This is a genomic window from Bacillus sp. EB106-04-02-XG92, assembly GCF_058791995.1.
In genome coordinates this window covers 333050-348889 of sequence record NZ_JBYTEA010000006.1, presented here as the reverse complement: position 1 = coordinate 348889, position 15840 = coordinate 333050, and the positions used below count along the sequence as shown (strand labels likewise).

Sequence of the window (15840 nt, the reverse complement as noted above, 5' to 3'; positions counted from 1 at the left end):
TTGAACCTTTTAAGGGTATAGTAAAGACGAGGTGTTGTACTATGCTGAAAAAAATCGGGGTCATTACTCTAATTTGTTTTTTATTATCGACAAATGTGTTCGCAAATAGTAATCAACAAATTGAAGTATTTGATTGTCAAAAAGAAATGGTCGTTCAAAAGCAATCTTTAGATCCAGTTATTCAAAAAGAAGCTATTCAATACGCTAAATCCATTACTGGCCCGTTCAAAAACTTAAACGTCGTTCCAAAAGATGGTCACATGATAAAAATCCCTTTATCTAAACCAGTTTCTATTACAAATCAATGGTTACATACAACAATTGATGAAGTACTTATTCTTCTCCCGCTTAATCAAAAGCCTTATATTATGCTTTACGATGATGAAAATAACCCGCACTTTTATTATGTGAAAGGTGATCCGAAGGGATTATTGAAAGAAATGAAAGTTAAATAATAATAATAATAATAATAATAATAATGTAAGAAAGATCCCACAAATATCATTTGCGGGATCTTTCTTTATCAGTTAGCAACTGCATTTTCATTTAAAAAATGAATAACCTGTCTTTTATGATGGTTATCATGATCTACAAATTCTTTAATAATATATATAAGAGAATACGGCGTTCCAGTATGAGGACAATGTGATACTCCGTTGGCAGTTAAAGGTTTCTTGAGATTTTCATCAGGCAGTGATCTAAGTTCTTTTACAAGTAACTCTCTTTTAGCTTTTGCTTCTTCAAGAAGTTTCATCTTAGATATACCTGATTTAGCATAATTAGATGCTAGTTTATTATATGTATCAAAATCAGGAAACTCCATTCCCTGTCCACCTCTCACTGATGATAATGTATCACGTAAAAGATAGTCGTCCCAGTTCATAATATGTGATATGATCTCGCTAATAGTCCATTTCCCCTCTGATATTGGAGCCACCCATAATTCTTCTTTCATACCTTTCAATGTATCTATCCAAATTGAATATTCATTGAAATCCTTAATAATTTTATTTTCTCCCATAATCCAATTCCCCATTCTCATAATAGATTCAAATAAATTATACCATCAATCCACCTAGGATAGAACAAACGTCCTGTCTTAGGTGGATAAATAATAATTCACTACGTCCTTTTATATAAGTTCAAATAATGGCTCGCTCCTACAAATTTTATCCCTTTCACAAATCCACTCGAAGTATAAAATTTGTCACCCTGTTCTGTCTCTGTATGTAAAACCACAATATTAAAATGTGTTTTCGCATCGCTTAAAATTCTCCCTAACAATAAACGCCCTAATTCTTTCCTTCGATATTCTTTTGCAATATAAAATCTCCTCACCCTACCAATCTTATAATTTTCTGTATACGGATCCTCATTTAGCCCTCCTATTCCAATTAACTTTTCCCCTTGAAAAATACCATATAAACATTCACCAGTTTTATTAAATGTGTTTATTTTATTTTCATAATCACTTATTAGTTTTACTAGGAAATTAAATCCTTCTTCTCTACTTTCTTGAACAAGATAATCGTGCTCGTATTTGATTAAATCTTCAATTTGTTGAATATGTATATCTTTCAAGTAAATTCCCCCTTAATATAAAAATACGTAAAAATGCTCTAGAATTATCTATTCTGAGCATTTTTATGATTGTTACTTTATTCAATTCGTAGAATGGCTACTCTTCACCCCAGATGTAAATCGATAATATAATTATCTAATTTCTATACATTTAAAGCTATTAGTACTCAAAAATCATGAATAAAGCCATTTAAGTAAATACATTTATAATATCTCTCAAATATTGTATTAGTTTATATATTCGCCATCCTTCTCTAGCAGACTCAAGATAAATTATAATTTGTTAATTGATATGTTTGTTTAACCACTGTTCAAATATCTTTAACTGTTCTGCAGTATGAAAATAATGTTCACCCGTCTCCATGATTTCTAATTCACAACGATGTTTTTTTCTAAAATCGTTAATAGTTTCAAATTCGCACAGTTCATCCTTGGCCCCGTACATAATATATGTATCCGTATCCCATGTATTAATAGGATGTTCTTTTACATAACATAAATAATCCCAATATAACTTTTGACCAATCGGTGTCTCTATAGTCATTTCTTTTTGCAAAAGTTCTGGTGATACATTAAACCATTTCATCATATTTTCGATAATTTGTTCCATATTAACTACTGGTGATAAAAATAATGCCTTTTCTATCGCATCATTTTGATAGGCTAAAAGGCTAAAATAAGCTCCGATACTACATGAAAACAAGCTTACTTCTTTCCAATGTTCTTTTGCGTAATTCATAATTATAGATAATTCACTAACACAAACCTGTACTTTGCAAGGTGTATTATCATTTGTTCTTTCTCCATGCTCAGGTAAATCAAAGCTTAATACTTGATAGCCTTTTTGATTAGCTTCTTCAGCTAATATTTGAATAACTGCATCTTCCTTATTTGACATATTTCCATGTACTGCAATAAAAATTTTTTCGCTCTTATCTCCCCATAAAACCGTAGGAATATTACTAATTTTAAAATTATCTTTAAGCATATTTTACTCCGTGGAATAAGACATATAGGAATTGGCAAAACTGCACACTTTATAATCCTCTACTCAGTTTTAAAACAAATCAAACTATTACTGATCTATCACAAATGAATTCTACTCCGTTAGTGAAAGAAGTTTTTTTATACAATTATATAATTTTTTAAAATAACTTATTATTTCTGCACAATAGGCAACATCCCCTTCAACTCCAATAAATCATCTATTACTATATCCGCCTGAGCAAGCTCATCTTCTTGTGCAAAATCAAAATTACATCCAATCGCAATCAAGCCATTATCTTTAGCTGCATTTATATCAGATAAACGGTCGCCAACTACTGCCGCTTCTTTTATATCGTATTTGTTCAAAATACTTTTTACTAAGTCGCTTTTATTAAGTGAGTTTATTTGTTCAATACTAAATGTTTCAGTAATCCATTGATCTAAATCATAATAAGATACAATTGCTCGTAAATATTCAATTAAACCATTACTAGCAATATAAATTGAACAATTATTTTCTTTTATATATGTAAAAATTTCTTTTACGTTTGGGTATAAAGCACCTTTTCCACTCTTAATGTTTTCAATTAGTCTTTCTAAAAAATATGCATCCGTTTGTTCTCTTATTTCAAGAGAATGATCCGGTAATAAAGCTTCCCAAACTTTCGGTAAAGGTACACCCATAATTTCACGGTATTTATCAATAGGTGTTACTGTATCCCATAATTGTAGTGATCTTAAGTGGTCAAATGTATCGTCTAACGATAATTCTAAAATTTTATCAGTTTGAAATAACGTTCCGTCCATATCAAAAATTAATGCTTGTAACATGTCACTTTCTCCTTTTGCTCTATATGTTTTACTCAGTATATTTTTCAGCATCTCAACGATAATTTCTGAACAATAATTTGCGGCAGTTTTCGCGAAGTCATCATATGAAGTTTGAGCTTCATCGTCTGCACTATCAGAAATACATCTTATAACGAGAAATGGTACGTCATTTATGTAAGCAACATGTCCTATTGCTGCACCTTCCATCTCTGTACAATGCGGTGCATATTCGTCTATTAATTTCGCTTTTAATTTTGAATCTTCAACAAAACATTCACCACTTACAATTCTTCCTTCATGAACCTCCATGTGTAAATCACTACTGTTGCATGCTGTACGTGCTAACTCAACTAATTCCTTACTTGCGACAAATTCTTCTTGGAACGGGAATAAGTTTTTCATTTGTGTTTTACTTACATCATGATGGGTAACATTCGTTGAAATAATGATATCACCAACTTTTACATCTCGGTGTAACCCTCCAGCAACACCCGTATTGATGATAGCATCTACATCAAATTTATGAATTAATGTTTGCGTACATGCGGCTGCATTTACTTTCCCTACACCAGAACGTGTAATAATTACTTCTGTTCCCATAAATTCTCCAACGTAAAATGGCATTCCCGCAATCGTCTGTTCCTCTTGTATAGCTAGTTTTTCTAAAAGTAAGTCTATTTCAATTTGCATTGCTCCGATAATGCCGATTCTGTTCATGGATGTTGTCTCCTTTTTTCTTATAAGTCTGCCAATATATTATGTAATGCACTATAATTTTCAGCTATCCAATTCATTTCATCCGCAAAACGTGAAGGTGGTACACTATGCTGATCCATATTGGCATGAATCCACCATGTACTCTCCATATACCAAAGCATTTGAATTGCCCGAACAATACTCCCTACTGGAAAGTCTAATTTATTACGGTATCCCGCTAAAAATGATGCAACAAGACTCTTATTTAATACTCCATCATGTAAGGCACAAGATATAACCGCACGCCCAATGTCTAACTCTATATAATCATAATCCATACGATCAAAATCTAGAATTGCTGAGACTTCATCGTTATGGAATAAGAAATTATCTACCCATAGATCACGGTGCACCCATCCTTTTTTACTACTATAAAATTGATCTATTTTTACTAATTGTGTTGCTTCTTGCTGTAATTTTATATGGGAGAGAATATGTTCTTTTCCTAACTGTTCTGCATCTTTTCTTTTATCTTCCCAATGTTTCAACCTTTCCTCTTTAGTTGGTGGAACAAATTTAGTTTTTTCTCCTTCTATTAAAGAGCCATCATTTAACAAATTATGCATTTGACCTATTGTCTTACCAAGAGAGTAGATTTCCTTTTCATTCACTTTTCCAGGTGAGATTAAATTACCTTCTTTATGTTCTAAAACTATAAATCTTTCATTATTTTTTGATATATGCATTATATTATTTTTATAAGTTAAAAGCCTTGGACAACTTACACCATTATTATGTAGTCTTTGTTGTTGATGTAACGCTTGTATTAAAAGTTCCGGGTTATACATTTTGTATCGTTCTTTATTATATTGCTTTAATACAAAAGATCCTGCATCCGTTTCGAGTTTCCACTTTAAATTTAGCCAACCACGATGAATAGGTATTGCATTTCGAATTTTAAACTTAAATAAAGACTCACACTCTACTTTCAGCTCTTGAAAAATTTTTTTAGCTTTTTCATTAGATAACGGCTCTATCATCTTGTTTATCCTTTCTTAACTTGGTGTTCCTTTCATCCTCTCTACCATAACTGAAATTAAAAATTTAGGAAGTACAAGTTGTCTCTTTAACCGTTTCGGCTGTGAAAGTAACCTATACAGCCATTCAGTTCCAGTATCCCTCATAATTTTGGGTGCTCTTTTTACAGTACCAGATATTATATCAATCATGCCTCCGATACCAATAGATAGCGGAACGTTTAATGTTTGCATGTTTTCATAGATGAATTCTTCTTGTTTTGGTGAACCTAGTCCTACTAGTAGTAAGTGCGGCTTAAATTGCTTAATTTTTATTTTTACTTCTTCTATTTCTTCACCATTTATAAAACCATGTTGTCCTTTAAACTGTGCTCCTGGGAACTGCTCATTTAATTTTTTTATTGCCTTTTTATTACTTTCTGGCGCAGCTCCAAAAAGAAAGACACGATATTCATTGTCATTACAATACTTTATTAACTCATGAGTAATATCTGCCCCAGTAACACGTTCTTTCAAAGTTCCTTTTAATATTTTCGAGCCTATTATGACACCAATCCCATCCGCTGTTATTAAATCTGCAGAAAGTAACATCTTTTTAAACTGTTTTGATTTAGCCGTGCTTTCCTTTGCAGACATAACAATTTCAGGATTTGCAGTTACTACAAACCTTGGTTTCTCTTGTTGTTCATGTAGCCAACCTTTTAATAAACATATAGCTTTTTCATATTCTAAAGTTGAAAAAGGGATTCCCTTTATAAGTTGGTGATTCACTATACTCTCTCCTTACATAAGCCTCAAATATTCATCAATATCTTTAGAAATTTGTCTAAAAGCTTTATCCCAAAATGCATAGCTTGTTATATCTATTTCAAAATGTTTTTTCATAAGCTCTTCCACTGGAGCTTTTCCTGTTTCTCTTAAAAACTCTTTATATTTCGAATGAAAAATACTTTTACTTTCTTGAGCTATTTCTAATAAACTAAAACTAGCTAAATATCCAAATGTGTATGGATAATTATAGAAAGGAACATCTGCTATATAAAACTGAACATATTTCATCCAAACAAATGGCTGATATTCTGATAATGCATTCCCGTATGCTTGTTCTTGCGATGCTATAGATAATTTCTCGATTTCATCAGCACTTAAAGAACCTTCTTTACATTTTTCATAAAAGTTCTTCTCAAATTCAAACGATGATCGTATTGCCATTACATAATTAAAACAGTTTCTTATTTTCCAACTAAGCAATGACTTTTTCATATCTATACAATCTGTTATTTGAATTAGATAGTTTAAGAGTACCGTTTCAAAGAAAATAGACGCTGATTCAGCCGTACTCATTGGCAAATAATCATCTAAAAAAGAAGTAGATTGTTCAAAGCTCATACTATAAAAATGCCAAGCATGTCCTAGTTCATGTGCAAGTACTCTTACACTATCAATACTTCCATCATAACGCATTGAAATTCGCGATTCTTTCTCACTGAAGAAAGGAGCGCAAAACCCTCCTGGTGCTTTATTGTCTCTCGGCTCCGCATCTACCCATTCATTCTCTATTGCATTCCGTGCAAATTCTGCTAATTCTTTATCTATATTTTCAAACGCATCGTATATGTTTTGAACTGCTACTGAAAAAGAGATATGAACCTCATTATTTTCCTTTACAGTCATAAGTTCATGCCATGTAATCGAAGCTTCTTCCTTCTTATAGACGTTTACAATACTCGCTAATTTATCAAGGTTCTCTTCTGCCACATTCCACATTTGTAATAATACATTTTCAGAAATGCCATTCGCATGTAAAGATTGAGTTAAAATATCTATGTCTTCTAATTCATTACTCTTTGTATTACGTAATCTCCCTATTTGATTCAATACGGTAGCAAAGATTTCTTTTTCCTTATGTAAGGCATTTCTTAATAACTCGAATACTTCTACTCTTTCCTTTTTATTATTACTATGCATTGCAATATTATTTGCTTGGCCAAATGATAATTGCTTATTATCGTGCTCTATTTCTATCTTATTTCTTAATTGTATGTACATATTTTCCCCTGCACTTAATTCATCTTTTATTAACCTAGTATTATCGGTAATTTCCACTTCACTTTGTGTTATTACCTGCTGTACTTCGCTTTTTAGTTCCTTTACCTTCACAGTCAATATAGTATTGTCAGATGAAACACTTTCTTCAGCCGATCGGCAATACAAATAGTATTCTGCTTTTTCAATAGCTTGTATAAGTTTTGAAAGGACACCTACATCTTTTGTCTCATAATATTGTTCTTTCAGTTCCACTATTGGAGTTAGAATTTCCTCAACCGGATACAATCGATCTAAATCCCACCTAGTAATTTCATGCATTTTTATAGCCGCCTCCTATTTTTACAAATAGTTACAGATATTTCTCCCTACACAATTATATATGAAACGAGAAAATTTTAATATCTTTTAATATTTAGATTTCTATAGACGCAGTTTTATTTATACACTTTTCTTCTGCTACTGAAACGTACATAACATAAACAGATAAACAATATAGTTACTTGAATAATTGAAAAATATACCGCACGTATATCATTAGATGCAGTTGAAAAATCAATTCAAGCATTTTTAAGAATTGAAAACTTAAAGATTCCTTGTAAAAAATTTGAGGAGAAAATTTACGAAGAATATAGAATACTCGAATGTCATTGAGTAACAGGTGAAAGTAGCTATTACTTAAAAGTAGCGGTTCACTCTATGAAAGAATTAGAGGAATTAATTGATATCGTTATACCATATGGAACAGTTAAAACGTCGATGATTTTATCTTCACCGATACCATATCGACCGATTATTACTGATTAATAAGAAAAAAGGATTGATCAAAAGATCAATCCTTTACTCTACCTCATTTAAGAAGAACAATGTTAACGCACCAGGTCCTGTATGCGCACCAATTGCTGCTCCAATTGTATTTACGATAAATACTTCACAGCCAAATCTTTCTGTAATTAATGCTTTTAAAGCTTCAGCTGTTTCTAAGTCATCACCATGAGTCATAGCGATCGTTTGACCTTTAAGGTCTTTTCCGCGCTCTTCCATAATATCTACAATTCGGCTTAGTACTTTCTTTTTTCCTCTTACCTTTTCAAGTGGTACAAGTTTTCCTTCTTCCACGTTTAAGATGGGCTTAATGTTTAGTAAACCACCGATAAAACCAGCTACTTTACTTAAACGCCCACCTCTCACTAAATACTGTAAGTCAGCTACTGTGAAGATATGTTCTATATGGTTCATTAGAAAATCAACACGTTTTAAAATATCTTCTTTTGATGCGCCGTCTTTCGCCATTTTAGCAGCTTCTAATACGACAAGCCCTTGACCAAGCGAAGCACATTTCGTATCAATAATTTCTAAATCTAAATTAGCATATGTCTCTTTCACTTCTTCTTTAATAACAACTGACGATTGATATGTACCAGATAGTTCAGATGAAAAAGCTAAATATATACAAGGATTACCTTCTTTTGCATAAGAAACAAATTTTTCTTGGAAAGTTTCAAGTGATGGCAATGACGTTCTATAAACTGCGCCTTCTCTCATGTTTTGCAATAATGTAACTGACTCTAATGTAACTCCATCTAAATACTCTGTTTCTGCTTCATCATAAACACGGAGTGGAATTAAATCAATATCATATGCTTGCAGCAATTCTACCGGTAAATCCGCCGCACTATCCGTAATGATTTTAACACCCATTTTTAAACCTCTATTCTGTTATAAATATAAAAAATATAAAATAAAAATAGTACTTTTAAATTATATACGTAAAACTTAAATGAAGAAAGGAAAACACTTTATATTGTATGCACTATTCTTCAAAACTTGAACTGTTATTAAAAATCATCTAAATTTAACCGCTTTACATTCTGTATAATAAAAATATATAGAATTTTCCAAAGGAGTGATACAAATGAATATTCAACTAGCCACCTCTAATGATTTAGAATGGATTAATAAACAATATGACTCAATAGGATTTGTACGAAGTGATTTAAAAAGGGATATAGTCGCAATCATTACATACAACAATGAATATGCAGGTGTTGGACGATTAGTAAAAATAGATGTAGATACTTTAGAAATGGGCGGGATTTTTATTCTCCCTCAATTTAGAGGTTTACACTTAGCTGGGGAACTTGTTTCGTTTTTAGTAGAAACTGCGAAGAAATTACAAGTACAACATGTATATTGTCTTCCATTTGAGGAATTAGAAAACTTTTATGAGAAATATGGCTATACTGAGGTCGATACTACGAAAGAAGCGGTTCATCCAATTATTCTAAAAAAATATAATTGGTGTTTAGATCATTATGATAAGCATGTTTTATTATGTAAGCTGTAATTGTGCCTAAAGAAGACGTATATAAAAATATAAATCACTATACAACTCACTTTATTTGGTTACTATCAGCTTCTACAAGTTATACAATTACTACATACGTTTCCTTTTTCTCCTCACATTACTTTCGTATAAAAGATTATTTTGTTTAAAATTACCTTAAATCGTATTCCAACAAACTAATCAGAAGGCGAATTCCTATATAATACAATTAAGTGATAAAAAGGAGCGTTATTCATGATAGATGTAGTAAGACTCGTTATCTTTATTGTAGTTGCAATTGGTGCCATTTTTAACATTTACGTAGAATGTAATAAACCTAAAAAAAGTATATTCTCAATCGTTTTTTTATCAGTACTCTTTATCGGAGCCTCAGGTTTAATCAAAGATATTTTATCTAAACTTTTATAGTTATTTGATTAAAAACTACTGTTTCGTCAATAATGTAAATTACATGATTGTATTTCTCCATTCTCCTTTGGAGAGGAGCAGTTAGCTTTTGCTAGCTGCTCTTTTATTTAAAAAAAGATTTCATCTAGTATCCACAAAATAAGCATCATATGCCTTATCAAAAACATATCCTAGCTTTTCTGCTAGTTTAGCAGATGTAGTATTTGCTGCATCCCAGTTTGGATAAATTCCTTTCTCCAGACAGTCCAAAATTAACGCCGCGCTAACTATAGTCGCCAATCCTTTTCTTCTATGATTTTGATCAGTTGCCACTTCAATTTCAATGCCATTATCATAAATACTATATGATGATGCACCGCATACAACTTCTCCGTTATACAAAATACTATACCCTATACCTCGGCTTAAATAAGCTTCTACCGATTGAAATTGACTTGTAAAATCTTCTGAGACCTTATGTAATGTAGGGTTATTTACAATATGTTCATCTATTCTTCGTAACTCGTATCCTTTTGGAAGCGCTGATATAAAAGATTGTAATTTTGAACGATCAAAAACTTCCGCATTACGTTTGAATTTATACCGTAAAAACTTATCTATTTTTCTTTTATCATTTACATTCCTGCTTTCTTTAGAATCATGCACTTCTACTTTTTTATAAGTCCTTTTATTCTACATATAAGCAAACGTCTACTACACTCCATATATTTATAAATTATTCGTAAATATAAAATTATTATAACATCTAATAATAGTAAAGGACTGTCCAGTAAAAAGGTTTACATATAATATACTTCATAATAATTCGCAATCTATATATAATCTTTTATTATGTAAAAACCCTCAACATTAGTTTAAGGGTTCTTTTAAATATATATGTTATAACTCATTCTTATTAACAAATGATTCTGTTCCTCCATTTTTATATATTTTAGTCACTTTAACAACTGATGTGTACGTATTATCGTCATTCGATATCATCTTTTTCATCTCTTCTATCTCAGTATTACCTGCTTCACTCTCGATTTTCAAACAGTTCGAGATGTTGAGGTACCCACTCGATGCGAAAAGAATAATAATCGTAAGATCAGGGAAATTAATGAACAGTATTCCAAACTTTAAAGGATTCGCAGCCGTATCAGATAAAACTAAACGAAAGTTTAATAGTTCAGGCACTTGAACAAAATCTTTAGAAACAATCGCTTCACCCATTACAGTAATTTGTTCTACGACATTCCCCATCTCATCTATAAATTCAGTACAACTAGGTGCATCAATTGTTTTTGCTTGTAGTGATACATTCAATTCTGGATTGTGAAAGTCGAAAAAGAGCGTACTTCCCTCCGTTAAACATTGCGGACACACATTTCCAAGAAGACAAAAATCCTCTTCAATAAATTTAACTTTCGTTTTACAACTACAAATTTTTCCTATTCGAATTGCATCAATCCTAGAGCAATCTACAAAGATAACCTCATCTTCCTCTTGTACAAATGATACAATCCCTTTTCTCTCATTAAATGAAAGGAAATAGGATACAACAATTTCATTTCCACCTATTACGATACTTTCCACTTTAGTAAACGGTTCTAGACTTTGTAAAAATTCACATATGCTTTTTTGACCACATTGACAATTTCGTTTCGGCTCACAACCCACTTACACTCCATCCCTTCCCTATATGTTTTATCTAATACATATATTATGAGCGGAGTATGAGAAAAGCTTGGACAATATAACTTTAACGGAAGGAATTTACACTAACACCAAGGAAGCATACATTTTTTTCGCTATAAATACATATAACAATTTCATCTTTCATGAAAAAAACGTTATAATGAAGTGTAGCCTCTACGATTACGTTATAAAGGAGATTAAAACAATGGCTAAAATTAAAGTATACCAAGCAAAAGAAGAAAATATGGAAGCAGTAAAAAACATCATTGATGTTGAGGAACAAAACCCAACTGCTGAAAACTTACAAAATCTATACGCATGTGTATTAGATACTGAAGATATGGCATTGCCTGAATCATACATTGAAGAAGATATCTTAATTGATTCTATTGAAGTTATGGTTAACGCTTCTCAAAGCAAAGTAAGAGACTTAGGTGCTTACGATGTAATCGAAGTTCAAAACAAAGGTAAGAAAACACAAATTTTATTATTAGCAGACGAAGAATACGAAATCATCGAAGGCTAATCTAAATCCGTACATACGAAAAAGCTCCCTTCCAATTGGAAAGGAGCTTTTTCATTACGCTTTTGATGTTTCGCTCTTTTTATTCGTTTGTTGTTTCTTAATTATCATACGCTCATTTCCCATAAAGAAAATAAATATGAATGCTAAACCAGCTGGTACCAATGCCCACATAAATGTTTGGACAATTGAGCTAGAAAGAGCGTCAATAATTTTATCTAATATTTGCGGCGGAATTTGGGATCTTGCCGATTCTGATAGAATAGCTCTTGAATCTCCTAAAGCGTTTGTATTCATTCCCCCGCTCATACCTTTAAATGCTTCTTCTAATTGATCTTGGAAACCTGTTCTTTGGATCATTCCGAAGATTGTAATACCTAATGTCATTCCTAATGAACGAATGAAGTTACTCGTTGAAGTCGCAGATCCTCTCTGTTCCATACCGAAGTTGTGAATAGCTGCCATACTTAGTACAGAGAATGAGAATCCAACTCCAAATCCGATAATAATCATATACACTGTTAATAATGCACGACTTGTTTCTGGTGTTAATGTGCTTAATAAGAATAGTCCAATTAGCATAATAACCGCAGAAATAATCATAATGTTTCGGTAGCTAAGCTTCGTCGTTAAAAATCCACCTAATTGCGCCGTTACGACTGAGCCTAACATCATCGGTAAAAGTAATAATCCCGAGTTTGTTGCACTCCCGCCATATACACCTTGAATGAATAACGGTATGTACACAGTTGCTGACATAAACGCAGCACCGTAACATAATGCAATAATAGTACTCATGCCGAATAATCGCTGTTTAAACATTTCAAATGATATGATTGGCTCTTCTACTTTTCGTTCAATATATATAAATGCAATAATTAAAATAGCGAATCCACCAAATAAACTTAAAATAAAACTAGAATCCCAATCATACTTTTGTCCACCTAGTTCGAGCGCAAACATTAAACAAACTACTGCACCAACTAAAGTAATTGCACCAAACCAGTCAATTTTTTGCTTTCTATGAACTCGTGACTCTTTATAAAAGAATGTAATAAAAATAAGTGCTAAAACGCCAAGCGGTAAGTTAATATAAAATACCCAATGCCAGCTAATGTAATCTGTAATATACGCACCAAGTAATGGACCAAAAATACTGGATAAACCAAATACCGCTCCGAATAATCCACCCATTTTCCCGCGCTTTTCTGGAGGGAAAATATCAAAAACGATAGTAAACGCGATCGGCACTAATGCCCCGCCACCAATACCTTGAATGGCACGATAAATACCTAACTGCGTAATATTTTCAGCAGTACCACAAAGTGCCGAACCAATCATAAAGACGATTAAACCGAAAATAAAGAATCTCTTTCTACCATACATATCTGATAGTTTACCGAATATCGGCATACCTGCCATTTCTGCGACCATATAGGCAGAAACGACCCATACAAAGTTTTCAAGGCCTCCTAAGTCACCAACGATCGTTCCCATCGCTGTTACGACAATGGTATTATCCATTGATGCCATTAAAATACCTAGCAATAAGCCCGCCACAACAAAGCCGAGCTTATTATTCTTCTCAACCATAACCTTGCTCTCCCTCGTACTACTTATATTTGTTTATGTTCTTTTACAACTGCATTACCTTTTTGGTTAAAGCTAGTATGATATTCTACAACACTAATTTCACACCCTGGGCCAATAGTAACGTTGTTTCCTCTTACTACCTCAGCGATAGTATGCTCTAAATAAATTTCATCTCCTTCAATGATAGACGTTTGGAGGCTTCCAGTATGACTTGTAAATGGAATAAATCTCGCTTTTTTACGAACAGAAATCTTTTTACCACCGATTTCTCTCACTTTGCTCCCTTCATAACGAAGTGAAATTTCAATATTTTCAGCATTAAGTAATCCATCACTTTCAAGACCACCCGTTAGTGATAATTCTTCAACTTCAATATCTCCTTTTACATTTAAAGCGCCTTTCACATCTACGAAATCACCAGTAAACTTTCCCTTAACTTCTATCATCCCTCTTACTTTTGTTTTTTCAATATTTGCATCACTATGCATTTGTGTGTTTCCATATACTTTTACATATTCCGCAGTTACATTTCCTTGTACTTCACTATCACCATACACGACATAGTTTTTCACTTTCATATTACCGCGTACTTCACTCGTGCCGTACGTTTTAAATTCATTACAGCTCATATCATTAGAAATTGTTCCTTCACCGCGTATCTTCACTTTGTTATAATCCCCGCCTGCTGAACTACCAGAACCATTGACAGTAAGACTATGTGAATGTTCCATATTACTTACTCCCTTCCATTAAACCTGCTTAATTTCCTTTACATTTGCACTTTTATCAACAGTAAGAACACCGGTATATTCAATGAGTTCAATTTCACAATTCGGTCCTACTGTAACATTGCTTCCTCTTACCGTTCTTATGTGAGCATAATCAATTTCGATATTGTCACCTTCTAACAGTTCAGCTTCTAATTGTAAACCAAATACTGATTTAAACAGTCTACTAAAAGTACCCATCCTATGTTTTACTTTAATCGTTTGACCACCAATTTCTTTCGCTCGGCATGTACCGTGAATATTTATATTTATTTCATCCGCGCTTAATAATCCACCAATTGTAAACTGTCCATCAGAAGAAAAAGTATCCACTTCACAGTTGCCATCAATCGTCGCTTGACCATTGATTTTAAATTCTTCACCAGTGACATTCCCACCTATCGTACCTTTTCCTGCAATTTTCAAACTGTTTGCCTTCACATCTTTCGTAATAGTTGCTTTTCCATCAATTCGCATCGTTTCAGCATGAACTGTGCCGTCGACTTTACCAGATCCGCTAATTCGTGCACTGCTACTTTTCAAATCACCAGTAACTGCACCGTAACCGTTACATTCAAATTTTTCACATTCAACATTTCCATTCACAGTCCCTTTTCCATTTAATTGCACTTTATGAAACTCTCCGCCATTCGATGAACCGTAACCATTTATAATTAAATTTTCTGTACGCATAATTTCTCCCCCGCTACAATAGTTTCGTTTTTAATGCTTCGGTATATTTCATAATCGCTTCGCGTAAAACAATTTTGGTGCCTTTTTCAAAAATTAAATCGTCTACGTTTGAAACTAAGAAACAAGTAGAAATCCCTAACTTTCGGACGATAATTAAATCACAAGTTTTATGCTTTATTGCTTCATAATTTTCACGTAAAACTTGCAAGACCATTTTTCCTTCTTCTAAACTAATCTCTCCTGATTGTAGTAATTCTTCAAGCATATACACATAAAGAATATCCACAAATTGAAACTCTGTTATTTTATTCGTTTGTTCTATGAAGAATTGTAAAACTGGCTCTGATGCAATCCCTTTACGTAAAAGGTCTTCCTTTGTTAAAAGGATTTCTCTTACACTCGGTGAAAACATATTCGCTAGTTCATCGAGTGATAAATCCTCTTTCATCGTTTGGATTTTATCAATACGCTCTAATATCTTTTCTTTTGGAAAAAATGTTTCTTGACCCGTGAATGTTGACTTTCGTACAAACCAATCTTCCGGTATTAAATTTTTTCTTTTCCATCTATATAACTGTCCGTATGAAATACCAGTTAGTTCTAATAAATCTTTTTTTGAAATTAAATCTGTACTCAACTGTATAACACTCCTTC

Annotated in this window: 17 protein-coding genes and 2 pseudogenes; 5 read left to right on the top strand and 14 right to left on the bottom strand. The window is 32.6% G+C overall.

Annotated elements, in window-relative coordinates:
• Positions 1–41 precede the first annotated feature (41 nt).
• Positions 42–455 (top strand): hypothetical protein, encoded by a 414-nt coding sequence (locus tag AC3WVA_RS17925; protein ID WP_098346933.1) that lies wholly within the window; start codon positions 42–44, stop codon positions 453–455.
• Positions 456–523: 68 nt separating this feature from the next.
• On the opposite strand, the gene AC3WVA_RS17920 is transcribed toward AC3WVA_RS17925, so the two are convergent.
• The 7 genes from AC3WVA_RS17920 to AC3WVA_RS17890 form a co-directional block, all read right to left on the bottom strand.
• Positions 524–1021 (bottom strand): DinB family protein, encoded by a 498-nt coding sequence (locus AC3WVA_RS17920; protein WP_098881145.1) that lies wholly within the window; start codon positions 1019–1021, stop codon positions 524–526.
• 101 nt (positions 1022–1122) lie between these two features.
• Positions 1123–1581, bottom strand: a complete 459-nt coding sequence (locus AC3WVA_RS17915; protein WP_098881138.1) for a GNAT family N-acetyltransferase — start codon at positions 1579–1581, stop codon at positions 1123–1125.
• 283 nt (positions 1582–1864) lie between these two features.
• The gene (locus AC3WVA_RS17910) at positions 1865–2569 is read right to left on the bottom strand and encodes an alpha/beta hydrolase (RefSeq protein WP_098881139.1); all 705 of its coding nucleotides are present in this window, start codon (positions 2567–2569) and stop codon (positions 1865–1867) included.
• A 170-nt stretch (positions 2570–2739) separates the two neighbouring features.
• The gene (locus tag AC3WVA_RS17905; RefSeq protein ID WP_098520474.1) at positions 2740–4116 is read right to left on the bottom strand and encodes a 5'-methylthioadenosine/adenosylhomocysteine nucleosidase; all 1377 of its coding nucleotides are present in this window, start codon (positions 4114–4116) and stop codon (positions 2740–2742) included.
• Between the two features lie 20 nt (positions 4117–4136).
• Positions 4137–5135 (bottom strand): phosphotransferase, encoded by a 999-nt coding sequence (locus tag AC3WVA_RS17900; protein WP_098881140.1) that lies wholly within the window; start codon positions 5133–5135, stop codon positions 4137–4139.
• Between the two features lie 15 nt (positions 5136–5150).
• Complete coding sequence (locus AC3WVA_RS17895; protein WP_098520476.1) at positions 5151–5903, bottom strand: WecB/TagA/CpsF family glycosyltransferase; 753 nt, start codon at positions 5901–5903, stop codon at positions 5151–5153.
• Positions 5904–5915: 12 nt separating this feature from the next.
• Entirely contained in the window at positions 5916–7499 is a 1584-nt protein-coding gene (locus AC3WVA_RS17890) for a M3 family metallopeptidase (protein WP_098881141.1), read from the bottom strand.
• 186 nt (positions 7500–7685) lie between these two features.
• Here AC3WVA_RS17890 and AC3WVA_RS17885 point away from each other — a divergent pair.
• Positions 7686–7985 (top strand): annotated as a pseudogene (locus AC3WVA_RS17885) (Lrp/AsnC family transcriptional regulator); the annotation flags it as partial.
• A gap of 33 nt (positions 7986–8018) precedes the next feature.
• On the opposite strand, the gene AC3WVA_RS17880 reads toward AC3WVA_RS17885, so the two are convergent.
• Positions 8019–8879 (bottom strand): DegV family protein, encoded by an 861-nt coding sequence (locus AC3WVA_RS17880; RefSeq protein WP_098346924.1) that lies wholly within the window; start codon positions 8877–8879, stop codon positions 8019–8021.
• 214 nt (positions 8880–9093) lie between these two features.
• Here AC3WVA_RS17880 and AC3WVA_RS17875 point away from each other — a divergent pair, with 214 nt between their 5' ends.
• The gene (locus AC3WVA_RS17875) at positions 9094–9525 is read left to right on the top strand and encodes a GNAT family N-acetyltransferase (RefSeq protein WP_098881142.1); all 432 of its coding nucleotides are present in this window, start codon (positions 9094–9096) and stop codon (positions 9523–9525) included.
• Between the two features lie 234 nt (positions 9526–9759).
• On the top strand, positions 9760–9933 hold the full coding sequence (locus AC3WVA_RS17870; protein WP_098346922.1) for a hypothetical protein: 174 nt from the start codon (positions 9760–9762) through the stop codon (positions 9931–9933).
• A gap of 120 nt (positions 9934–10053) precedes the next feature.
• Here AC3WVA_RS17870 and AC3WVA_RS17865 read toward each other — a convergent pair.
• Both AC3WVA_RS17865 and AC3WVA_RS17860 read right to left on the bottom strand, forming a co-directional pair.
• Positions 10054–10542, bottom strand: a pseudogene (locus AC3WVA_RS17865) (GNAT family N-acetyltransferase); the annotation flags it as partial.
• A 270-nt stretch (positions 10543–10812) separates the two neighbouring features.
• Complete coding sequence (locus AC3WVA_RS17860) at positions 10813–11592, bottom strand: BC_2878 family exosporium-associated protein (RefSeq protein ID WP_098881143.1); 780 nt, start codon at positions 11590–11592, stop codon at positions 10813–10815.
• Positions 11593–11815: 223 nt separating this feature from the next.
• Here AC3WVA_RS17860 and AC3WVA_RS17855 point away from each other — a divergent pair, with 223 nt between their 5' ends.
• On the top strand, positions 11816–12136 hold the full coding sequence (locus tag AC3WVA_RS17855; protein WP_001062733.1) for a hypothetical protein: 321 nt from the start codon (positions 11816–11818) through the stop codon (positions 12134–12136).
• Positions 12137–12190: 54 nt separating this feature from the next.
• Here the strand turns inward: AC3WVA_RS17855 and AC3WVA_RS17850 are convergent, their stop codons facing one another.
• Genes AC3WVA_RS17850 through AC3WVA_RS17835 form a run of 4 tightly spaced genes read right to left on the bottom strand, consistent with a single transcriptional unit; the run spans position 12191 to position 15823 of the window.
• Positions 12191–13726, bottom strand: coding sequence for an MDR family MFS transporter (locus AC3WVA_RS17850; RefSeq protein WP_098881144.1), 1536 nt, complete (start codon positions 13724–13726; stop codon positions 12191–12193).
• 23 nt (positions 13727–13749) lie between these two features.
• On the bottom strand, positions 13750–14457 hold the full coding sequence (locus AC3WVA_RS17845) for a cytoplasmic protein (RefSeq protein ID WP_098346918.1): 708 nt from the start codon (positions 14455–14457) through the stop codon (positions 13750–13752).
• Between the two features lie 18 nt (positions 14458–14475).
• Positions 14476–15186 carry a bactofilin family protein gene (locus AC3WVA_RS17840; protein WP_078417979.1) on the bottom strand — a complete coding sequence of 237 codons (711 nt, stop codon included), beginning with the start codon at positions 15184–15186 and terminating at the stop codon, positions 14476–14478.
• A 13-nt stretch (positions 15187–15199) separates the two neighbouring features.
• On the bottom strand, positions 15200–15823 hold the full coding sequence (locus AC3WVA_RS17835; RefSeq protein ID WP_048525972.1) for a YhbD family protein: 624 nt from the start codon (positions 15821–15823) through the stop codon (positions 15200–15202).
• Positions 15824–15840 lie beyond the last annotated feature (17 nt).